Origin of the sequence: Nocardioides sp. LHG3406-4, assembly GCF_049897745.1 — a bacterium.
Lineage (GTDB): Bacteria > Actinomycetota > Actinomycetes > Propionibacteriales > Nocardioidaceae > Nocardioides.
In genome coordinates this window covers 928,603-949,729 of record NZ_JAFCWV010000002.1, presented here as the reverse complement: position 1 = coordinate 949,729, position 21,127 = coordinate 928,603, and the positions used below count along the sequence as shown (strand labels likewise).

Sequence of the window (21,127 nt, the reverse complement as noted above, 5' to 3'; positions counted from 1 at the left end):
CGACCCTATCCGGCGGTGCCCGGTGGGCGTGCTCGCCGCGGCGCCTGCGAGCCGATGCGCAGGTGGGCGGCGAAGCGCTCCGGGGCCGCGCCCACGGCCTTGGCCAGCCGGCTCACGGTGTCGAGCACGAGGTCGGCACCGAACGCGGTCCCGGGTACGGCGAGCACCAGCCGGTCGTCGTACCGACCGATGAGCACCTGGCCGTGCTGCCAGGCCTGGTGCGCGGCCGCGCGGCTGCGGTCGCACGTCACCGGGGCGGGGTAGGCCTCGTCGACGGCCAGCAGGTCGCAGGCGAGCGGGTGGTGGTCGTCGTCGGGGGACGTGAGGATGCCGCGGACGTGATGGCCGGTGCGCAGACCTGCGTCAGCCGACCAGGTGACCTCGCCGGTCCCGAGCCAGTCGGGCAGGTCGAACGGGTCGACGAGGACGATCGGCGGAGGCGACACCACGTCAGCCTCTCAGATGGGTGAGAGCTCGTCGTCGCCCCACTGGTCGGTGCCCCGCTCCCGTCGGCCGCGCATGCGGTCGGTGAAGCGGGCGATGACCTCGGCGATGATGAAGAGGACGAGCATCGGGATCGCGAGCGCCAGCATGGAGAACGGGTCCGTGGACGGCGTCGCCACCGCAGCGAAGACGAACGTCCCGATGACGATCCAGGGCCGGTAGCGGCCGATCGCCTTGCCCGACACCACGCCTGCGAGGTTCAGCATGATGACGAACAGCGGGATCTCGAAGGCGACGCCGAAGACCAGCAGCATCCGGGTCAGGAACGAGAAGTACTCGCCGAACTCGACCAGGTTCGCGAGACCGCCCGGGGTGAACCCGATGAGCACCTCGAGGCCGCGCGGGAGCACGTAGTAGCCGACGGCGACGCCGATGACGAACAGCGGCCCGGCGATGGACACGAAGACGCGCGACCACTTCTTCTCCTGCGGGCGCAGGCCGGGGACGATGAACCCCCAGATCTGCGACAGCCAGTAGGGGCTGGCCACCACGATGGCGGCGACGCCGCACAGCTTGAGCTGGAGCAGCAGCGGGCCGGTCGCGCCCTTCACGTAGGCCTCGGTCTGCACCGTGGCACCCAACGCCTCCCGGGCGTCGTTGTAGGGCTTGAGCACGAGGTCGAGCAGCGAGGAGTCGGTGAACGGCAGGGGCGAGTCGTAGAACGGCAGAGCCAGCCCGAAGAGCACCACGAGCACCAGCGCGGAGCGGATCAACCGCGCCCGCAGCTCCCGGAAGTGGTCGGTGAGGGCCATCCGCCCGTCGGCGCCGATGGGGTGCCTCGGGGCACCGCTGAGCAGGCTGAAGAGACCGCGAATCTTCACGGGTGAGGTGGCGTCGCTCGTCGTCAGGCGGTGGTGTCGCCGCGGTGCTCGCGGTGCTCACGGGCGATGCGGTCGCTCTCGGCCTGCCTGGCCTGCAGCTCGCGCAACTCGAGCTCGCGCTGCTCGGTCGTCTTGGTGTCGTCGTCGTCGCCGAGACCCTTGGTCTCCGCCTTGAAGATCCGCAGCGCGCGACCGCTGCCGCGGGCGAGCTCGGGAAGCTTGGACGCACCGAACAGCAGGACCAGGACGGCCAAGATGATCAGCAGCTCCGTCGTGCCGAGCCCGGCAATGAACGCGTACATAGGAGTCCTCACGGTTGCGGAAGCCTGTCGGTTGAGTCTACGTCGTCGTGCTGGTAGAGCCTCAGCGCCCGCTGCGCGGTGGCGGTGACCTCGTCGCCGAGCTGGGCGGGCGACACAACTCTGGCGTACGGCGCGAGCCGCAGCAACAGGCGCTCCAGCCAGCGTTCGTCTGCCACGAGCATCTGGACCTCCGACGCGCCCCCCGGGAGCGGGCGGACCGCCTCGACGGGGTAGTACTCCGGCACCCACTGGGCCTGGGGCCCGAGCTCCACAGTGACGAGCATGGCGTCGTCGGACCCCCGGAAGAACCCGTCGCTGACGTCCTTCGGCTCGTCGTCGTGCGTCTCCACCGGGCTGTCGAGGACGGCGAGATCGTGGATGCGGTCGAGGCGGAACAGCCGGGGTGCCTCGGCCGAGTGGCACCAGCCGTCCAGGTAGCTCGCACCGGGAGACGTCACGATCCCCCGGGGGTCGACCAGGCGCTCGGTCGCCTCGTCCCGCGTCGGCACCCAGTAGGTCAGGTGCACCTGGCGGCCGCGCTGAAGAGCGTCGCGCAGCTGGTGCAGCACCTCGGCCTCGGCGGAGGGCTGCTCGTCCACCTCGATGCGGCCGGCCCCGCTGCCCTCGGCCGCGGCGGCCTCGAGCTTGGCGAGGGTGCGGTCGACGACCTCGCGGGTCGACGGGGCTGCCCCTCCTCTGACTGCTCGCAGCGCGACGATCAGCGCCGTCGCCTCGGTCGGCGTCAGCCGTAGGGGCCGGGCGAGGTAGTCGGCGTTGGAGACGCGGATGACCCCGTCTGCCTCCTGGCCTTCGAGCGCGTCCAGGTCGACGTCGATCAGGTCGTCCGGGTAGCCGCCGGGCAGACCGCACATGAGCAGGACCTTCAGGTCCTTCATCAGCTGGCTCGCAGAGATCCCCAGCGCGGAGGCGGCCTCCTCGAGACGTACGCCGTCGCGGCCGTGGAGGTACGGCACGAGCGTGAGCAGCCGGTTGACCTGGTCCTTCGCGCCTCCCGGTGGCGGTGCCGTCGTCGCGCTCATCGGGCACCCGCCGTGACCAGACGGGAGAGCCGGTCGACGACGGCCTCGCGCAGCCGGGGCGGGGCCTCGACGTAGACGTGGTCGCCGTAGGTGAGCACCTCGTCGGCCAGCACGGTGACGCTGCCCTGGAGCGTGAGCCGATCCCATCCGGACTCGTCGTCGGGTCCGGGCACCCCCTCCTCGACGGAGTCGGCGTCGCGACGCAGGCCGTAGCCGGTGCCGGTGCGGGCGAGCAGCGTGATCTGCTCGCGCTCCGGGGCGGGGGCGAGCCGGCGGGCCACGGCGCGGATGTCGGTGCCGGGCGGGACGTCGTACGCCCCGGGCTCGCCGGTGATGGTCGCCTCTCCCACGATCCGTGAGAGCCGGAAGACTCGCTCGTCGCGGCGGTCCACGTCGTACCCGACGGCGTACCACCGTCCGGAGTAGCGCACGACGCCCCACGGCTGGACGTGGCGGCGGGTCGGCTCGGTGGCGCCGGGGCGGCGGTAGTCGAACTGCACCGCCGAGCGCTCCTGCGTCGCCTCCCAGAACACGTCGAACGCCGGCTCGTCGGCACCGATGCGCGGCTGCACGAGATCCAGGGCCGACAGATCCAAGGGCACGCCGCTGGCGGTCAGCTTGCGTACGGCGTCGGTCGCCGCCTCCGCCAGCCGGGCGTGCTCCCACACCTTGCCGGCCAGGCCGATCACGGCGGCCTCGTCGGCCTCCAGGCTGATCTCGGGAAGCGCGAACTGGTCGGGACGGATCCGGTAGCCGACCTCGTCGTCGAAGTAGACGTCCAGCTTGCCCACCTCGATGGGCACGCCGAGGGAGCGCAGCTCCTCCTTGTCGCGCTCGAACTTCTTCTCGAACGCGTCGAGCGACTCCCCGGGGTAGAGGAACTCGCGGATCCGCTCCTTGGAGACGTAGCGGCGTTGCACCAGCAGCATGATGAGCAGGTTCATCAACCGCTCACTCTTGCGGGCCACCACGGCGGTTCCCCTCCCCCGGACGAGTCAGGCCGGGACGGCTCAGGCGGCTCAGACCGCCGCGAGGATGTCGACGACGAAGTAGAGCGTGTCGGTGCCCTTGATCCCGGCGTCCTTGTTGCCCTGCGCGCCGTACCCGAGGTCCGGCGGAATGGCGAGGATCATCCGCGAGCCGACCGTCTGGCCGACCAGGGCGTCGTCCCAGCCCTTGATGACCTGGCCGACACCGATCGGGAACGACACGGGCGAGCCCGCGCTGTAGGACTCGTCGAAGGGCTTGTCGCCCTTGTAGGTCTGGCCGAGGTAGTTGACGTAGATCGTCTGGCCCTTCTTCACGACCGCGCCGTCGCCCTTGACCGTCTTGGTGATCAGGAGGTTGTCACCGGGCTCGGGTGCCTTGGAGAAGTCCAGGCCGGTGATCGTGCCGTCGTCGTCGGTGATGGCGGGGGCCCACTTGGCGACCGGCTTCTCCTCGCCCTTCGGCTCGGTGCCGATCTTCTCGACGAGGTCGAGCACGAACAGCACGCTGTCCTGGTTGCCGAGGCCGAGCTGGGCACCCTGCTCGGGGGAGAAGGCATCCCCGGCCGGCGCGGCTACGGCCACCCGGGACCCGACGGTCTGGCCCTCGATGCCCTTCTTGAGCGCCGGGGTGAGCTGGTCGTTGACGTTGAGGAGCTCGGGCGTGCCCGCGTCGTACGTCGTGAAGGCCTGCTTCTCGGTGAAGCCGTTGCCGATCCATACGTGGGTGAGCACGTTGTCGCCGTCGGCGATCTCCTCGCCGTCGCCCTCGGTGATGACCTTGGTCTCGACCTTCGAAGGGTCGAGCTTCTCGTCGAAGGTGACCTTCGGGGCCTTGCCCTGGTCGCCCGAGACCTTCACGACCGAGAGTCCTGCCCCCGATCCGGAGCTCGAGCCCGAGCCCTCACCGGAGTCGTTGCCGCACGCGCTGAGCGTGAGGGCGGCGAGGAGGAGGGCGGCCGGAACGGCCAGTACGCGACGAGACACGGTGCTACACCTTTGGTTGTGGACGGAGTGCGCGGTCACCCTATCCGGGTCACCTGAGAGGCCTCTCAGCGAATCCCCGGCGGTGGGGATCACATCCCGTCGATGAGTCGCTGCACCCTCTCGTCGTGGGCGCGGAACGGGTCCTTGCACAGGACGGTGCGCTGGGCCTGGTCGTTGAGCTTGAGGTGCACCCAGTCGACGGTGAAGTCGCGGCGGCGCTCCTGGGCGCGGCGGATGAACTCGCCACGCAGCCTCGCACGGGTGTTCTGCGGGGGCACCGACTTCGCCTCGAAGATCTTCAGGTCGCTGGTCACGCGGGCGACCGCCCCACGCTTCTCGAGCAGGTAGTACAGGCCGCGGTCGCGGTGGATGTCGTGGTAGGTCAGGTCGAGCTGGGCGATCCTGGGATGACCGAGCGGCAGGCCGTGCTTGGCGCGGTAGCGGTCGATCAGCTTCCACTTGATGACCCAGTCGATCTCGCGGTCGACCAGTCCGAGGTCGCCGGACTCGACGGCCTTCAGGCCGCGCTCCCACAGGTCGAGCGCCGCCTCGATGAGAGGGGTGGCGATCTCGCGGCGGTCGACGAAGTCGCGCGCCTTGGCGAGGTACTCCCCCTGGATGTCCAGGGCGCTGGCCTCGCGCCCGTTGGCCAGCCGCACCTTGCGGCGCCCGGTCATGTCGTGGCTGATCTCGCGGATGGCTCGGATGGGGTTCTCCATCGTGAGGTCGCGCATCACGACGCCCTCCTCGATCATCCGCAGCACCAGGTCGCAGCTGGCGACCTTCAGCATGGTGGTCGTCTCGCTCATGTTGGAGTCGCCGACGATGACGTGCAGCCGGCGGTACTTCTCCGCGTCAGCGTGCGGCTCGTCCCGGGTGTTGATGATGGGCCGGCTGCGGGTGGTGGCGCTGGAGACGCCCTCCCAGATGTGCTCAGCGCGCTGGCTGACGGAGTACGTCGCGCCGCGCGGCGTCTGGGTCACCTTCCCCGCCCCGACGATGATCTGGCGCGTGACCAGGAAGGGGATCAATACGTCGGCGAGCCGAGAGAACTCACCCGCCCGGCCCACCAGGTAGTTCTCGTGGCAGCCGTAGGAGTTGCCCGCCGAGTCCGTGTTGTTCTTGAACAGGTAGATGTCGCCGGCGATGCCCTCGTCGCGCAGCCGCTGCTCCGCGTCGAGGAGGAGCCCTTCGAGGACCCGCTCCCCCGCCTTGTCATGGGTGACCAGCTCGACGATGTCGTCGCACTCCGGGGTGGCGTACTCCGGGTGGCTGCCCACGTCGAGGTAGAGCCGGGCGCCGTTGCGCAGGAAGACGTTGCTGCTGCGCCCCCAGCTGACGACCTTGCGGAACAGGTAGCGCGCCACCTCGTCGGGGCTCAGCCGCCGCTGGCCCCGGAACGTGCACGTGACGCCGTACTCGTTCTCGATGCCGAAGATCCGCCGGTCCACACCCACACCCTAGGCCGTCGGGTGTTGCGTGGGGGGCGTGTCGGCGTGCCGGGGGCACGCCGTTTGGTCCCAAACCGCAAGTTCTGACGCCGAGATCATGCGGTTCCTGCCCAATCGACGACCCCCATATGTCTTCGCCATCGGTTCATGACCCGGGCGCGGCCCGGCTCGGCGTACAGCGAGTTGTCCACCATGCGACGCCAGACGCGGAGCCTGCTGACCAGGTGCGGTCGACCCAGGGCGCGGTCGAGCTCGTGCATCACGACGCCGGGGTGGTTCAGCAGGTCATCCAGCGTGAATCCCCGGCGGACGTAGGGCGTTCCTGTCCACCCACGCTCGCGCCTGAGATCCGCCCGGTGCTGCAGCTTGTCGCGATGCCCGGCGCCGTCGTACTCGTGCACGAACGTCGTACCACCGACGAGGAGGTCAGCACGGCCGATCAATCGCCCGGAGCCATCTCGGAGCTCGACCTGGGGCCTGACCGCGATCTCCATCGCGTCGTGGAACAGCCGGAGCAGCGTCTCGCCGGCCGACTCGCAGCGCTCGGTCGCCAGCCCGTACGCCGCGCGCAGCCGTGCGACGCCCGGTCGGCGGGTCTCGAGCAACCGCTCCATGGCCGCCGGGGCGAGATGGCCCAGCTCGAGCGCGGAGTCGATCATGATGACCAGGTCGAGGATGCCCAGGTCCCGGGCGGCCCGCAGCAGGATCTCCTCGGCAGCGTCCACCGGAAGTCCGTGCATGATGCGGGGCTCTGGCTCGCGCACCAGCCGGGAACAGATCAGTCCGGGGCGCCGCGGCCGCCTGTCACCTTGGACCGCTGCGAATACGGGGACCTGCTCCGGCAGTTGCGGGAGCCGCCAGCCGAGCAGTCGTGCCGCTGTGACGTGCGTGAACACCGCGTCGGCAGGCAGCACCAGGAGGTACGCCGCCAGGTCCCGCCGGAACTCCTCGTCGTCGCCAAGACCGTCACGGAGGCGCAGGAAGAGACCATGGCTCACCCTGCGGTAGTCAGCCACCCGGACCTCTCCCCGGATCGGTGCGTCGTCATCCATGCGGACGAGCCTGCCCGGGAATCGACGCTCTGAGGGGTCACAGGGTTGCGGCTTGTGGATAACCCCGTCGTGCACAGCCTGAAGGCCGTGGATTGGTCCCAAACCACATGCTCAAGGCCCCGAAACATGCGGTTTGGTCCCAAACCGCAGCACCGCAGCCCTACAGCAACCCCGCCGCATCCAGCGCCAGGTACGTCTGCTCCGTGGCACCCAGCAAGCCGGCACGCAGGTCGTCGCGCACGGTGGCGACGTCGACCACGACCACCTCGCAGTCCTCGAGCGCGTCGAGGTCCTGGTCGTACGCCGGGATGCAGTCGCGGGCGACGGCGGCGTACGTCGGCCGGGTCCGGCTGTTGTGATGCACCGAGGCGACGACCTCGACGGAGCCGGCGGCGTACCCCGTCTCCTCGCGGAGCTCACGCCTGGCGGCGACGACCGCCTGCTCGCCGGCGTCGACGAGGCCCCCGGGCAGAGACATGACGACGCGGTCGGGTCCGGGCCGGAACTGACGCACCATCACCATCTTCCCCTCCGGCGTCAGCGCCAGGACGGCCACGGTCTCGGGGAGGTCCAGCATGTCCCACGTCGCCTCGGTGCCATCAGGCAGCCGGAAGCCCCGCCGGAGCACCCGGAAGAACCCGTCGAAGGCCACCTTGTCACCGGTGGCGACCCAGGCGCGGTCCGCGTCGGCGGGGACCGTCACAGCTCCACCGTCACAGCTCCCCCGGGTCGGTGGGCTTCGGGGTGTCGGGTTGGGGGTCCGGCGGGGGCGGCGTACCCGGATCCGGCTCCGGAGCGGGCGGCGTCGGCGGGATGGGCGTCGGCTGGGCGGGGTCGGACGGCTCCCGCGACGGCGAGGGCGATGGCGGGGTCGGCGGAGACACAGGCGGAGCGATCGGCGGAGCCACCGGCGGCTCGCCGGTGACCGGGTTCTCCAGCGGGGGTACGGTGCCACTGACCTGGTCGGTCGGGTCCGCCGGGTCGTCGGGCGCACCGTCCGAGGGTGGCGTCCCGACGGTGGTGTCGGACTCGTCCGGGCCAGCGGCGATCTCGGGGCCGCGCTCACCCAGCAGCTCGGTGAGCCGGGGCGGACGGATGCGGACGAACTTGCGCGGCTGGGTGCGGGTGCGGTCCAGGATCGCCACCTCGAGATCGCCGACGGGGATCACCCGGTCGGCCGGCTCACCCCGCTCGTCGACGGTGTGACCCAGGGCGGACACGGCCACGGCGAGAGCGTCGGTCAGCGTCGCGCCCTCCGTGTAGTGCTCCTTGAGGTGCGCGGCCACCGTGTCGGCGGCACCGCCCATGACCGCGAACCCGTGCTCGTCGGCCACCTGGCCGTCGTACGTCAGTCGGTAGAGCTGGTCGTCGGCCGCCTCGTCACCGATCTCGGCGACGAAGAGCTCGACCTCGTAGGGCTTCTCGCCACCCGAGGAGAAGATCGTGCCGAGCGTCTGCGCGTAGGCGTTGGCCAGCCCACGGCCCGTCACGTCACGCCGGTCGTAGGCGTAGCCACGCATGTCGGCCAGGCGTACGCCGGCGATGCGCAGGTTCTCGAACTCGTTGTAGCGGCCCACCGCGGCGAAGGCGATCCGGTCGTAGATCTCCGACACCTTGTGCAGCGCCTGCGACGGGTTCTCGGAGACGAACAGCACGCCGTCGGCGTACTGCACCGCCACCACTGAGCGCCCGCGCCCGATGCCCTTGCGCGCGAAGTCGGCCCGGTCCTTCATCAGCTGCTCGGGCGAGACGTAGAACGGCATGCTCATGGAGTTGTCCTCAGCTCAGATCAGGTCAGGGCCGCGGCCGGGCCGTCGGGACGGTCCATCCGGGCGGCCAGCATCCGGTCGGCGATCGCCGCCACCTCGGCGTCGGGCACCCGACGACCGCCGTCGGCGGTGATCACGTGCACCACCGGGAAGATCCGCCTGGTCAGGTCGGGACCGCCGGTGGCGGAGTCGTCGTCGGCCGCGTCGTACAACGCCTGGACGACCGCCGTCACGCAGCCCTCCTGGTCGAGGTCGTCGCGGTAGAGCTTCTTCAGCGAGCCGCGGGCGAACAGCGAGCCGGAGCCCACCGAGTGGAACGCGGTCTCCTCGTAGCGTCCGCCGGTGACGTCGTAGCTGAAGATCCGGCCCTGGCCGACGGTCAGGTCGTAGCCGGCGAAGAGGGGTACGACGGCCAGCCCCTGCATGGCCATGCCGAGGTTGGCCCGGATCAGGGCGGCGAGGCGGTTGGCCTTGCCGTCCATCGACAGGGTCGTGCCCTCGATCTTCTCGTAGTGCTCGAGCTCGGTCTGGAACAGCCGCACCATCTCGACCGCGAGGCCGGCGGTGCCGGCGATGCCGACCGCGGAGAACTCGTCGGCGGGAAACACCTTCTGGATGTCGCGCTGGGCGATGATGTTGCCCATCGTCGCGCGCCGGTCACCGGCCATGACGATGCCGCCGGGGTACGTCGCGGCCACGATGGTCGTACCGTGCGGGGCCAGGTCACCCGCATGCCCGGCGGGGATCGCCCGGCGTGACGGCAGCAGGTCCGGCGCCTGCTGACCGAGGAAGTCGGAGAACGACGACGAGCCGGGCACCAGGAAGGCGGCCGGCAGTCGGGGTTCGTTCATCACTGCCCGCCCTTCTGGATGAACGACTTCACGAAGTCCTCGGCGTTAACCTCCAGCACGTCGTCGATCTCGTCGAGGATCGCGTCAACGTCGTCATCGAGCGCTTCCTTGCGTTCGGCGACATCACTCTCGACCACCTCCTCCTCGGCGTCGGCGCGCTGCGACTCGGTGGACTTGCGTGGCTGCTTGTGCTCCTGGGCCATGTACCGACCCTATAGGGCATTGCCGAGCCAGGGCGGCAAGCATCCAGCGGGTCAACGAGTCAGGGCGTCGAACAGCTGTTCCGCGGTGTCACACGAGTCGATCAGCGCGCCCACGGAGGCGCGGGTGCCACGCAGCGGATCGATCGTCGGCACCCGCTGGAGGGACTCGCGCCCGGGCAGGTCGAAGATGACCGAGTCCCAGGACGCGGCGGCCACGTGCTCGGCGTACTTCTCGAGGCAGCGCCCGCGGAACCACGCCCGGGTGTCCTCCGGCGGGTCATGCATCGCCGCCTCGACCGCGCCGTCCTCCAGCAGTCGCTCGATGCGTCCGCCGGCCACGAGGCGGTGGTACAGGCCCTTCTCGGGGCGGATGTCGGAGTACTGGAGATCGATCAGGTGCAGCTTGGCGTCGTCCCAGTCCAGCCCGTCGCGCTGGCGGTACTGCTCCAGCAGCTTGAGCTTCGCCACCCAGTCGAGCTCGCCGGCGCACAGCATCGGGTCCCGCTCGAGCCGGTCGAGCACCGATTCCCAGCGGGCGAGCACGTCGATGGTCTGCGGGTCGGCGTCGGCACCCAGTCGGTCCTCGACGTACTTGCGGGCGAGGTCGAGGTACTCCAGCTGCAGCTGGACGGCGGTCAGCTCGCGACCGTCGTGCAGTTTGACGAGGTGCTTCAGGGTGGGGTCGTGCGACACGGCCCGCAGCGCGGAGACCGGCCCCTCAACGGCGAGGTCGGAGGCGATGAACCGGTCCTCGATCATCGCCAGGACCAGGGCGGTTGTGCCGACCTTGAGGTACGTCGACACCTCGGCCAGGTTGGCGTCGCCGATGATCACGTGGAGACGGCGGTACTTCTCGGGGTCCGCGTGCGGTTCGTCCCGCGTGTTGATGATGGGCCGCTTGAGGGTCGTCTCCAGCCCGACCTCGACCTCGAAGTAGTCGGCCCGCTGGCTGATCTGGTAGCCGTGCTCCCGGCCGTCCTGCCCGATGCCGACCCGGCCGGCCCCGCAGACGACCTGCCGGCTGACGAAGAACGGCGTCAGGTGGCGCACGATCTCGTTGAACGGAGTCGATCGGCGCATCAGGTAGTTTTCGTGGGAGCCGTAGGAGGCGCCCTTGTTGTCGGTGTTGTTCTTGTAGAGCAGGATCGGCGCGCCGCCGGGCAGCTGGCTCGCCCGGATCGAGGCGTCGAGCATGATCTGCTCGCCGGCCTTGTCCCACTTGACGATGTCCAGCGGCGTCGTGCACTCGGGAGTGGAGTACTCGGGGTGCGCGTGGTCGACGTACAACCGGGCGCCGTTGGTCAGGATGATGTTGGCGAGGCCGAGGTCCTCGTCGGTCAGCTGGCTGGGGTCGGCGACCTGTCGTGAGAGGTCGAAGCCGCGGGCGTCGCGGAGCGGCGACTCCTCCTCGAAGTCCCACCGCGCGCGGCGCGCCTTGATGGTCGACGACGCGTAGGCGTTGACGATCTGGCTCGACGCGACCATCGGGTTGGACAGGGGCTGGCCCTGGACCGAGATGCCGTACTCGACCTCGGTACCCATCACCCGGCGCACGCTCATGTACCTGAGCCTACGCGGCACCCTAGAGTCGGAGGCGCCTGCAACGACGCGTCGAGGAGGTCCCGTGGGAATGTGGGACGACCGGGTGCTGCCCCGGCTCGTCGATCGGGCGCTGTCCGCAGCGGAGATCGCAGAGCTGCGGGCCGAGGCGTGTGCCGGGCTGCGCGGACGGGTCCTGGAGATCGGGTTCGGCAGCGGGCTCAACGTGGAGCACTACCCCGCAACCGTGGCGTCGGTCAGCGCGGTCGAGCCCTCCGACGTGGCCTGGGCGCTGTCCGCCGACAGGCGGTCGAGGAGCGCGGTGCCTGTCGAACGCACCGGACTGGATGGTCAGCGGCTCGCTGCACCCGACGGCAGCTACGACGGCGTGCTGTCGACGTTCACCCTATGCACCATCCCGGACGTCGGCACCGCCCTGGCGGAGGTACGCCGCGTGCTGCGGGCGGGCGGGCGCTTTCACTTCCTCGAGCACGGGCACTCCCCCGACGACGCGGTGGCGCGCTGGCAGCGTCGCCTCGAGCCCATGCAGCGCCGTGTCTTCGGTGGGTGCCACCTGACCCGCGACATGACCGCGCTCGTCGCCGAGGCGGGCCTGGACGTCACCGAGCTCCGGACGTCGTACCTGCCCGGCCCGAGGCTGTCGCGCCCGTGGTCGTACGCCTACCTGGGGCAGGGCGCGGAGAGCGCCTGAGCGAGGCTCCGTCATCCCGCGTCAGTGAGAGCCGGTCAGCGGCGCCGGCGGAGCATCGGCAGCAGGACCAGCACCAGGACGACGATGACGGCCAGAATGACGATGAACTTCATGTGGGTGCTCCTCGGGGTGGTGGATCTGCCGATTGGTCCCAAACCGCAACATCTGGGACCCGAAACCTGCCGATTGGTCCCAAACCGCAACATCCGGGACCTGAAACCTGCCGATTGGTCCCAAACCGCAGGTTCGCGGACATTCAGGGCCTCCGCGACTGCCAGGCGTGCGCCCAGTTGACCATGACCAGCGCGAAGAGGGCGCTGAGCAGGGCGACCCCCTCGCCCTGGATCCCCAGCACGATGCTGACCGGGATCGCCGCCAACAGCGAGACGATGCCGAGCGCGAGCTGCCGCGCGCCGGCCGACTCGTTGGCGCGTTGGGAGCGCTCCCGCGACGCGACCTCGACGCCGACCCGTCGTTCTATCTCGCGTTCGACCCGGTCGGCGAAGGAATCGACCAGGGCGGCGTCGTACGACGCCCCGAGCTCGCGCCGGGCCGCCAGGGCGGCCTCGATGTCACGGTGCTCGAGCTCGTCGGACACGCGCGCCTCAGAGGTACTGGCCGGTGTTCGCAACCGTGTCGATCGACCGGCCCGGCTCGGTGCCCTGCTTGCCGGTGATGAGCGTGCGGATGAACACGATCCGCTCGCCCTTCTTGCCGGAGATGCGGGCCCAGTCGTCGGGGTTGGTGGTGTTGGGGAGGTCCTCGTTCTCCTTGAACTCGTCGACGCAGGCCTGGAGCATGTGCTGCACCCTGAGTCCGCGGCTGTCGTGGTCGAGGAGGTCCTTGATTGCCATCTTCTTGGCCCGGTCGACGATGTTCTGGATCATCGCGCCGGAGTTGAAGTCCTTGAAGTAGAGGACCTCCTTGTCGCCGTTGGCGTAGGTGACCTCGAGGAAGCGGTTCTCCTCGGACTCGGTGTACATCCGCTCGACGGTGGCCCGGATCATCGCGGCCACGCAGGCGTCGCGATCACCGCTGAACTCCGCCAGGTCCTCCGCGTGCAGCGGGAGGTCGGCGCGAAGGTACTTGCTGAAGATGTCCCTGGCCGACTCGGCGTCCGGCCGCTCGATCTTGATCTTCACGTCGAGGCGCCCTGGCCGCAGGATCGCAGGGTCGATCATGTCCTCGCGGTTGGAGGCGCCGATCACCAGGACGTTCTCGAGCAGCTCGACGCCGTCGATCTCGCTCAGCAGCTGAGGCACGATCGTGTTCTCGACGTCGGATGACACGCCCGACCCACGGGTCCGGAACAGGGAGTCCATCTCGTCGAAGAACACGATGACGGGGGTGCCCATCGACGCCTTCTCGCGCGCCCGCTGGAACACCAGCCGGATGTGCCGCTCGGTCTCGCCGACGTACTTGTTGAGGAGCTCGGGCCCCTTGATGTTGAGGAAGTAGGACTTCCCCTCGGCGCCCGTCTTGGCCGCGACCTTCTTGGCGAGCGAGTTCGCGACCGCCTTGGCGATCAGCGTCTTGCCGCAGCCGGGCGGGCCGTAGAGCAGCACGCCCTTGGGCGGCTTGAGCTGGTGCTCCTTGAAGAGCTCCGGGTGGAGGTAGGGCAGCTCGACGGCGTCGCGGATCGCGTCGATCTGCGTGACGAGCCCACCGATCGCGTCGTAGTCGATGTCGGGGACCTCTTCGAGCACGAGCTCCTCGACCTCGGACTTGGGCACCCGCTCGTAGACGTAGCCCGCCCGAGAGTCGAGGAGCAGCGAGTCCCCGGCGCGCAGGGTGGTGTCGAGGAGCGGTGCAGCCAGGCGTACGACGCGCTCCTCGTCGGCGTTGGCGATCACCAGAGCGCGTTCGCCGTCGGCGAGTAGCTCCTTGAACATCACGACCTCGCCGATCTGCTCGAAGTCGAAGCCGGCGACGACGTTGAGGGCCTCGTTGAGCATGACCTCCTGGCCGCGCACGAGCCGGTCCAGGTCGACACCCGGGCTGACGTTGACCCGGAGCTTGCGGCCGCCGGTGAACACGTCGACGGAGTCGTCCTCGTTGCGCGCCAGGAACGTGCCGAAGCCGGCGGGCGGCTGCGCCAGCCTGTCGACCTCTTCCTTGAGCTTGGTGATCTGGTCGCGCGCCTCGCGCAACGTCTGGGCGAGCCGCTCGTTCTGGCTCGTGACAGCCGAGAGGGAGCGCTGGGTGTCGGCCAGGCGCAGCTCGAGGCTGCGCGAGCTCCCCGGTGCGTCAGTGAGCCGGCGGCGCAGATCGGTGACCTCGGCCTCCAGGAATCGCACCTGGCTGATGAGCTCGTCTGCGCTGCGACTCGGCTCCCCCGGGCTGGTGCTGCCGCTGTCTGATGTAGACATCTGGTCACCTCCTGTCTTTCGGACACTACCCATTGATGGGAACAACGGAAGGGCAAATCCTGCCGTGTTGGTCACGATTTGGACGGCGGTACGACGCCAGCCGGCACTTCAGGAGTCGAACCGCTCCTCGGCCACCTGGGGCGGGAGGTCGCCCGGACGCGGGCCGGAGTAGTCGACACCGTAGGCGCCCGGCGCCGGGCGGCGCCTCTTCATCGGGGCCCGCTCCCCGGGCGCCATCCGCCGAGCGGTGACGAGGAAGGCGGTGTGACCGATCATCTTGTGACCGGGACGGACGGCGAGGCCTTCCACGTGCCAGTCACGGACGAGGGACTCCCATGCCTGCGGCTCGGTGAAGCCGCCGTGGGCCCGGAGGGTCTCCACGATGCGGGACAGCTGGGTGGTGGTGGCGACGTACGCACACACGATGCCACCGGGACTCAGGGCACCGGCGACGGCGTCGACGCACTCCCACGGGGCGAGCATGTCGAGGATGATCCGGTCGATCGGGTGCCCGACCCCCGGCAGCTCCTCGGCGAGGTCTCCGAGCCGCAGCTCCCAGGCGGGATGGGGCTCGCCGTCGGCGGTGGAGAAGAACTGGTTGACGTTGGCGCGCGCGACGTCGGCGAACTCCTCACGGCGCTCGAACGACAGCACCTGGCCGAACGGTCCGACCGCCCGCAGGAGCGAGCAGGTCAGCGCGCCGGAGCCCACGCCCGCCTCGACCACGCGCGCGCCGGGGAAGATGTCGGCCATGGCCACGATCTGGGCCGCGTCCTTGGGGTAGACCACGGCCGCGCCGCGCGGCATCGAGACCACGAACTCCGAGAGCAGGGGGCGGAACACGAGGTACTCGCCGCCCGCGGAGGACGCGACGGTGAACCCCTCCTCGCGGCCGATCAGGTCGTCGTGCTCCAGGTGGCCCCGGTTGGAGAAGAAGCGCTTGCCGGCCACCAGCTCGAAGTTGTGGCGCCGACCCTTCTGGTCGGTGAGCCGCACCCACTCACCCTCCCGCAGCGGGCCACGGTGTACGCCGGACCAGGCCTCCGCGGGGACGTCGTCGCTGCCGGCTGGGGTGGTCGGGTCGGACATGCGCGGAACCCTAGTGCCCGGCCTCCCGGAACGCGCGATCGACGTCGGCGGTCGTGAGGACGCCGTGGATGGTGCCGTCGGACTCGACCAGCAGGTACTCCTCGGCAGGCCGGCGGCTGATGGCCACGACCAGATCCTCGCCGGAGATGTCGGCGGGCAGGGTCAGTCCCTCGTCGAGCCTGCGGGTGACCATGGAGGTGGCCAGCCAGGGACGCCGGTCCTCGGGTGTGGCGAGCAGCGCCGCCTCGTTGACGATGCCGAGCGGGGTGCCGGCGGACGTCACGGTGACGATGCTGCCTGCCTGCGCGTCCTGCGCCCGGCGTACGGCCTCGGCAAGAGGCAGGTTCTCAGGCACGGTGAGGGTACGGCGTGCGAGCGGCCGCGCGACCAGGCGCGGGAGCCGCTGTCGCAGTCGCGCGTGTGCCATGGCGGCGGTGGCGCCGGTCCACAGGAACATCGCCACGACGAAGACGAGAAGGTAGTCGACGAGGTCGGGACTGACGGCGAACACTGTGATGAGTACGACGGGCCAGGCCAGCACGGCGAGCGCCGTGACCCGGCCACCCCAGCCGGCGACGATGGTGCCGCGGTGCTGGCTGCCGGTCGCGCCCCAGACCGCCGACTTGAGCACGCGTCCGCCGTCGAGCGGCAGCCCGGGGACGAGGTTGAGGACGCCGACGAGGAGGTTGGCCCCCGCCAGGCCCTCGACGGCGACGCGGAGCAGTCCCTCGGGAGTCACGAACCACAGGGCCAGCGCCGCGCCCCCGACGACGAGGGAGGTCAGCGGGCCGACCACGGCGATGAAGAACTCATGGCGCGGGCGGCGCGACTCGCTCCCGATCGCGGTCATGCCACCGAGGAAGTGGAGGGTGATGGAGGCGACGGGGTAGCCGTAGCGGCGGGCCATCAGCGCGTGGGAGGCCTCGTGGAGGAGCACGGACCCGTAGAGCACGACTGCGAAGACCACACCGGCGACGTACTTCCAGACACCCAGGCCGGGTTCGACCTGCTCGATGCGGGGAGCGACCAGGAACGAGATGAGCGCCGCCACCAGGAACCACGACGTCGTGACGAGGACCTCGACGCCCCCGATGGTGCCGATCCGGAACGTGCCGGGAGGCCGGGGCGGGACGGGCTCGGCGGCGTTGTCGGACACCCTGTGACCCTAGCCGGTGGCGCCCACCGCTCAGGTGGCCTGTCGGTGGGCCAGCCTAGGGTGAGGACATGTCCAGCAGTGACCCGTCACCGGCCGAGCGCCGCTCGACTCCGGTCGACGGTGTGGAGGTGCTGGGGGCGCTCTCGCCCAGCCGCGCCGGCGACTTCATGACGTGCCCCCTGCTCTACCGGTTCCGCACGATCGACAGGCTGCCTGAGGAGTTCTCGCCCGATGCCGTGCGCGGCACGGTCGTCCACAAGGTGCTGGAGGATCTCTTCGACCTGCCCGCCGTCGCCCGCACGCCCGACCAGGCGCGCGCGATGCTGCCCGGCGCCTGGAAGGAGGTGCTCGAGCAGGAGCCGCTGCTGTCCGACCTGTTCGCGCCGGTGCTCGAGGGCTCGGGCGGTGCCGGACTCCACTTCGACACCTGGCTGGCGTCGTGCGAGACGGTGCTGGAGAAGTACTTCTCGCTGGAGGACCCGCGGCGCATCGAGCCCGCCGAGCGCGAGCTCTACGTCGAGGCCCTGCTCGAGTCGCGGCTGCTGTTGCGCGGGTTCGTCGACCGGCTCGACGTCGCGCCCAACGGCATGATCCGCGTCGTCGACTACAAGACGGGCCGCTCGCCGGGCGAGATGTTCGAGGCCAAGGCGCTGTTCCAGATGCGGTTCTACGCGCTCGTCATCTGGCGGACCCGCGGCGTCGTGCCGGCCATGCTCCAGCTGGTCTACCTCGGCAACGGCGAGATCCTGCGCTACGCCCCCGACGAGGCCGACCTGCTGGCGACCGAGCGCAAGGTCGAGGCCGTCTGGCACGCGATCCGGCTCGCCGAGGAGACGGGCGATTGGCGCCCAAGCCCCAGTCGCCTCTGCTCCTGGTGCAGCTACCAGGCGCTCTGCCCGGCGTACGGCGGCACTCCCCCGCCGCTCCCGACCAGGGAGCCGCAGGTGCCGGCGCCGGACGTCGATCCCGCTGGTGACATTGACAGCGACGAGGGCGTGACCGGGCGCATGTGAGGTCCGCGGGCGGCCCGTGCCTCGGCGCTGATGGTGCGGATTGGTCCCAAACCGCATGATTTCGGCTCCAGAACCTGCGGTTTGGGACCAAACGACAGTCCCCGAGCGCAGTCGGCCCCTCGAGCCCCCGCTACTCCGTCGGCCCCTGACGCTCCATCCACAGGGCCGCCTGCGTCCGATCGGCGACGCCGATGCGGCTGAACGCCGCGGTCAGGTGGGCCTTCACGGTGCGCTCGGAGATGCCGAGCCGGCGGCCGATCTGCTTGTTGGCCAGCCCCTGGCGCACCAGCTCGAGGACCTCCCGCTCGCGCGGGGTGAGCTCCACGGTCGGCGTGGGTCTGCGGGCACCCAGCAGCGCCCGGGCGGCCTTCGGGTCCAGCGGCGACTCGCCCCGGCTGACCGACCGGATCCCCTCGATCAGGTCGTCGGGTTCGGCGTCCTTGAGGAGGTATCCCACCGCGCCGGCGTCGAGCGCGGCCACGATCCGCTCGCCGTCCGAGAACGACGTCAGGACCAGCACGTCGGCGAGTCCCTCGGCGACGATGCTGCGGGTGGCGCTCACGCCGTCGACTCCGGGCATCTGCAGGTCCATGAGTACGACGTCGGGTCGCGTCTGCCGCGCGGCATCCAGCGCGGCGGCACCGTCGGCGGCTGTGCCGACCACCTCGATGTCGTCGGTGCCCGCGAACAGCTGCACCAGCCCGCCCACAACGACGGCGTGGTCGTCGACCACCAGGACCCGGATGCTCATCTGGGCACCTCCAGCCGGACCGTGGTCCCGGTCTCGGGCGCTGAGCGCACCACGAGGGTTCCCCCGTTGTCGCGGGCCAGGCTCTCGAGCCCCCGCAGCCCGTAGTGCGCCTGGTCGCTCACGGAGTCGGGGTCGAAGCCCTGGCCGTCGTCGGTGACCGTGAGCACGACGGCGCCGGAGTGGTCGCGGACGTCGATGTCGAGGGTGGACGCGCGGGCGTGCCGCAGCGTGTTGCGCACGGCCTCCTGGGCCACCCGCCAGAGCAGGTTCACGGTCCGGTCGGCCACGTGGTCGTCGAGATCGACGTCGACGCGCACCGTCACCCCGGCGGCGGCGGCGGGAGCGCTGAGGTCCTCCAGGGCCGCGGGCAGGGTCTCGATGCTGAGCCCCGGCGGGTGGATCTCGACGAGAAGCGAGCGCAGCGACCGCAGTGAGTCCCGCAGCGAGCTCCCCACGCCGACCAGGGTGGCTCGTTGGGGCTCCCCCGCGGTACGGGCCAGCGCAGAGACGGCGTAGGCGGACCCCGCCAGCTCCTGTACGACGCCGTCGTGGAGGTCGCGGGCGATCCGTCTCCGCTCTGCCTCGGAGGCGCTCGCGGCGCTGCGCATCAACCGCTCCCGTTCGGCGGAGGCACGCGTGACGCGGCGGGTGAGCACCCAGAGCATGCCCGTGGCGACCGCCACGAGGATGACCAGGGCGCCCACGGTGATCCGCTGGAAGGGGCCGATCACCTCCGCCTGGCGCTCCTCGATGCCCTCGACCGAGTAGTACGCCTCGAAGAGCAGCGGCTCCCCGCCCGGGGCCACGATCCGGGTGTAGACCTCGACCAGCCCCTCGCCACGGGGCTCGAACCGGTTCTCCGGCCTCGTCAGGTCCGCCAGCTCCGCGTCGGTGCCGCCGTCGCGCAGGATCTCGAGCTCGTCCTCGCCGAGCTCGAAGCGCTCGCCGATGATGTGGGTGTGGTCGGAGTAGACGACGGTGCCATCCTCGGTCCACAGCTTGATGCGGCGTACGTCGCGCACCAGGAGCCGGTCGAGCGCCAGCCGGTCGAAGCGGTCGACCGCCCCGGGGTCGCCGGCCACGAGCCCGCGCGACACCGCAGGCTCGGCGACCGAGCGAGCCAACACCTCGGTGGTGGCCTCCGCGTCGGCGAGGGCCTCGTCCCGGGCGGCGTCTGAGTTCAGGACCCGGGTGGCCGCGACGAGCGCCAGCAGCATAAGGAGCCCGGTGGCCAGGAACTGCACCACCGGGCTCCTCACGAGCTGTGCCCCCCTGATCGCCATCGTGCGCCCAGTATGGCCAGCGGGAGCCTCCTCAGAGCGAGACCCGCGCGACGCAGACCTCTCCGGTGCGCGCGTTGGTGCCACGGAAGACGAAGCGGTCGGTCCCAGAGGTGTTCACCGTGCGGCGCTCCACCTCGAACGAGCCGCTGCGACCGCCGGTCACAGACGAGCCCCGAGCAGACGAGCTGCCGTTGTGGTTCAGCGCCCACGACCAGGTCTGACCGGTCCGGTTGCTGTCGATCTCGCCCTCGACCTCGATCCGGCCGTCGTCGGGCTTGGCCTTGATCTTCCAGTCAGTGCTCCCGGAGCACGGGCCGGTGCGGATGACGCGGCCGTCGTCGTCACCGGCCGCCAGCGCGGTGTGGCCGCCCAGGACGGTGACTCCGCCAGCGATCAGGATGCTGACGATGATGCGGGCCCTGGTGTGCATGCGAGCTCCTCGGTTGTCGGGACTCGAGCATCCGACACGACGAGTCACCCCCACCAGTGTCCAGTGGTACTAGGACCTCACAGCTGGTACGACGCCAGCTCGTCGGCCCCGATGCCCACCAGCGTGTCCCGGAAGACCCGCCGCGGCCCGTCCAGCACCGGCACGTGGTTCTGCACCACCAGCACCGTGCAGCCGGCGGCCTCCGCCGAGCGGGCGCCGGTGTTGGAGTCCTCGATCGCGATGCAGTCGGCCGGGTCGAGGCCGAGCTCGCCGGCCGCCTTGAGGTACGGCGCGGGGTGCGGCTTGCCGTGGGAGACGGCGTCCCCGGTGACGACGGTGGCGAAGGTGCCCTCGGGCAGGGCCGACAGGATGGGGGTGACGAATCGCCGCCAGGACATCGTCACCAGTGCGCAGGGCACGTCGTGGGCCCGGAGGTCGGTGAGCAGCTCGAGGGCGCCGGGACGCCACGGCACCGAGTCCTCGACCCGGTCGACGACGGCATCGAGCAGCTTCTCAACGATCTCCGACGGCTCGAGGTCGATGCCCATGTGCTCGCGGATGTAGCGCCCGGAGTCGATCAGGTCGTTCCCCACCAGGTTGAGGGAGTGCTCCTCGCTCCAGGTGCCGCCGTACTTGTCGGCCAGGTCGAACTCCGCGCCGATCCAGTAGGGCTCAGTGTCCACCAGGGTTCCGTCCATGTCCCACAGGACGGCCGCCGGCAGCCGCGCGGCCCCATCCGGACGCTGACCTGCAGGCTCTCGAGAAAATGCGGTACTCAGAATGACCTCCGAACCGTTCCATGCGACAACTCGGGCGACG

23 protein-coding genes are annotated in these 21,127 nt (G+C 70.3%); 2 read left to right on the top strand and 21 right to left on the bottom strand.

What is annotated here, in order from left to right:
* Positions 1-5: 5 nt before the first annotated feature.
* The 13 genes from ACP7BP_RS10670 to dop form a co-directional block, all read right to left on the bottom strand.
* Complete coding sequence (locus ACP7BP_RS10670; protein WP_426244574.1) at positions 6-446, bottom strand: hypothetical protein; 441 nt, start codon at positions 444-446, stop codon at positions 6-8.
* Between the two features lie 12 nt (positions 447-458).
* Positions 459-1,325: a twin-arginine translocase subunit TatC gene (tatC, locus tag ACP7BP_RS10665; protein WP_426244573.1), complete on the bottom strand. Its 867-nt coding sequence runs from the start codon at positions 1,323-1,325 to the stop codon at positions 459-461.
* Positions 1,326-1,348: 23 nt separating this feature from the next.
* Positions 1,349-1,627, bottom strand: a complete 279-nt coding sequence (gene tatA, locus ACP7BP_RS10660) for a twin-arginine translocase TatA/TatE family subunit (protein WP_426244572.1) — start codon at positions 1,625-1,627, stop codon at positions 1,349-1,351.
* Between the two features lie 8 nt (positions 1,628-1,635).
* Positions 1,636-2,667: a helix-turn-helix transcriptional regulator gene (locus tag ACP7BP_RS10655; RefSeq protein WP_426244571.1), complete on the bottom strand. Its 1,032-nt coding sequence runs from the start codon at positions 2,665-2,667 to the stop codon at positions 1,636-1,638.
* Positions 2,664-3,611: a helix-turn-helix transcriptional regulator gene (locus ACP7BP_RS10650; RefSeq protein WP_426244570.1), complete on the bottom strand. Its 948-nt coding sequence runs from the start codon at positions 3,609-3,611 to the stop codon at positions 2,664-2,666. The genes ACP7BP_RS10655 and ACP7BP_RS10650 overlap by 4 nt, the downstream gene beginning before the upstream one ends.
* 75 nt (positions 3,612-3,686) lie before the next feature.
* Positions 3,687-4,640, bottom strand: coding sequence for an FKBP-type peptidyl-prolyl cis-trans isomerase (locus ACP7BP_RS10645; protein ID WP_426244569.1), 954 nt, complete (start codon positions 4,638-4,640; stop codon positions 3,687-3,689).
* Between the two features lie 89 nt (positions 4,641-4,729).
* Positions 4,730-6,091 carry a Pup--protein ligase gene (gene pafA / locus ACP7BP_RS10640; protein ID WP_426244568.1) on the bottom strand — a complete coding sequence of 454 codons (1,362 nt, stop codon included), beginning with the start codon at positions 6,089-6,091 and terminating at the stop codon, positions 4,730-4,732.
* A 95-nt stretch (positions 6,092-6,186) separates the two neighbouring features.
* Positions 6,187-7,143 (bottom strand): hypothetical protein, encoded by a 957-nt coding sequence (locus ACP7BP_RS10635; RefSeq protein ID WP_426244567.1) that lies wholly within the window; start codon positions 7,141-7,143, stop codon positions 6,187-6,189.
* 160 nt (positions 7,144-7,303) lie between these two features.
* Complete coding sequence (locus ACP7BP_RS10630) at positions 7,304-7,846, bottom strand: NUDIX hydrolase (protein ID WP_426244566.1); 543 nt, start codon at positions 7,844-7,846, stop codon at positions 7,304-7,306.
* A 10-nt stretch (positions 7,847-7,856) separates the two neighbouring features.
* Entirely contained in the window at positions 7,857-8,912 is a 1,056-nt protein-coding gene (gene prcA, locus ACP7BP_RS10625; RefSeq protein WP_426244565.1) for a proteasome subunit alpha, read from the bottom strand.
* 20 nt (positions 8,913-8,932) lie between these two features.
* Positions 8,933-9,763: a proteasome subunit beta gene (gene prcB, locus ACP7BP_RS10620; protein WP_426244564.1), complete on the bottom strand. Its 831-nt coding sequence runs from the start codon at positions 9,761-9,763 to the stop codon at positions 8,933-8,935.
* On the bottom strand, positions 9,763-9,966 hold the full coding sequence (locus ACP7BP_RS10615) for a ubiquitin-like protein Pup (protein ID WP_426244563.1): 204 nt from the start codon (positions 9,964-9,966) through the stop codon (positions 9,763-9,765). The genes prcB and ACP7BP_RS10615 overlap by 1 nt, the downstream gene beginning before the upstream one ends.
* Before the next feature lie 51 nt (positions 9,967-10,017).
* Positions 10,018-11,526 carry a depupylase/deamidase Dop gene (gene dop, locus ACP7BP_RS10610; RefSeq protein ID WP_426244562.1) on the bottom strand — a complete coding sequence of 503 codons (1,509 nt, stop codon included), beginning with the start codon at positions 11,524-11,526 and terminating at the stop codon, positions 10,018-10,020.
* 70 nt (positions 11,527-11,596) lie between these two features.
* Between dop and ACP7BP_RS10605 the strand changes: the two genes are divergently transcribed.
* Entirely contained in the window at positions 11,597-12,217 is a 621-nt protein-coding gene (locus ACP7BP_RS10605; protein WP_426244790.1) for a class I SAM-dependent methyltransferase, read from the top strand.
* Positions 12,218-12,473: 256 nt separating this feature from the next.
* On the opposite strand, the gene ACP7BP_RS10600 is transcribed toward ACP7BP_RS10605, so the two are convergent.
* From ACP7BP_RS10600 to ACP7BP_RS10585, 4 genes are all read right to left on the bottom strand, one after another.
* Positions 12,474-12,815, bottom strand: coding sequence for a hypothetical protein (locus ACP7BP_RS10600; RefSeq protein WP_426244561.1), 342 nt, complete (start codon positions 12,813-12,815; stop codon positions 12,474-12,476).
* A gap of 7 nt (positions 12,816-12,822) precedes the next feature.
* The gene (arc, locus tag ACP7BP_RS10595) at positions 12,823-14,586 is read right to left on the bottom strand and encodes a proteasome ATPase (protein WP_426244560.1); all 1,764 of its coding nucleotides are present in this window, start codon (positions 14,584-14,586) and stop codon (positions 12,823-12,825) included.
* 108 nt (positions 14,587-14,694) lie between these two features.
* Positions 14,695-15,675 carry a tRNA (adenine-N1)-methyltransferase gene (locus tag ACP7BP_RS10590; protein ID WP_426244559.1) on the bottom strand — a complete coding sequence of 327 codons (981 nt, stop codon included), beginning with the start codon at positions 15,673-15,675 and terminating at the stop codon, positions 14,695-14,697.
* A 10-nt stretch (positions 15,676-15,685) separates the two neighbouring features.
* The gene (locus ACP7BP_RS10585; RefSeq protein ID WP_426244558.1) at positions 15,686-16,831 is read right to left on the bottom strand and encodes a site-2 protease family protein; all 1,146 of its coding nucleotides are present in this window, start codon (positions 16,829-16,831) and stop codon (positions 15,686-15,688) included.
* A gap of 68 nt (positions 16,832-16,899) precedes the next feature.
* Between ACP7BP_RS10585 and ACP7BP_RS10580 the strand changes: the two genes are divergently transcribed.
* Positions 16,900-17,844: a RecB family exonuclease gene (locus ACP7BP_RS10580; RefSeq protein ID WP_426244557.1), complete on the top strand. Its 945-nt coding sequence runs from the start codon at positions 16,900-16,902 to the stop codon at positions 17,842-17,844.
* A 130-nt stretch (positions 17,845-17,974) separates the two neighbouring features.
* Here ACP7BP_RS10580 and ACP7BP_RS10575 read toward each other — a convergent pair whose 3' ends face one another.
* From ACP7BP_RS10575 to ACP7BP_RS10560, 4 genes are all read right to left on the bottom strand, one after another.
* Complete coding sequence (locus tag ACP7BP_RS10575) at positions 17,975-18,595, bottom strand: response regulator (protein ID WP_426244556.1); 621 nt, start codon at positions 18,593-18,595, stop codon at positions 17,975-17,977.
* Entirely contained in the window at positions 18,592-19,839 is a 1,248-nt protein-coding gene (locus ACP7BP_RS10570) for a sensor histidine kinase (protein ID WP_426244555.1), read from the bottom strand. Before ACP7BP_RS10570 ends, ACP7BP_RS10575 begins: the two co-directional genes overlap by 4 nt.
* 70 nt (positions 19,840-19,909) lie before the next feature.
* Positions 19,910-20,308, bottom strand: coding sequence for a hypothetical protein (locus ACP7BP_RS10565; protein WP_426244554.1), 399 nt, complete (start codon positions 20,306-20,308; stop codon positions 19,910-19,912).
* Positions 20,309-20,385: 77 nt separating this feature from the next.
* Positions 20,386-21,015 (bottom strand): HAD family hydrolase, encoded by a 630-nt coding sequence (locus tag ACP7BP_RS10560; protein ID WP_426244789.1) that lies wholly within the window; start codon positions 21,013-21,015, stop codon positions 20,386-20,388.
* Between the last annotated feature and the right edge of the window lie 112 nt (positions 21,016-21,127).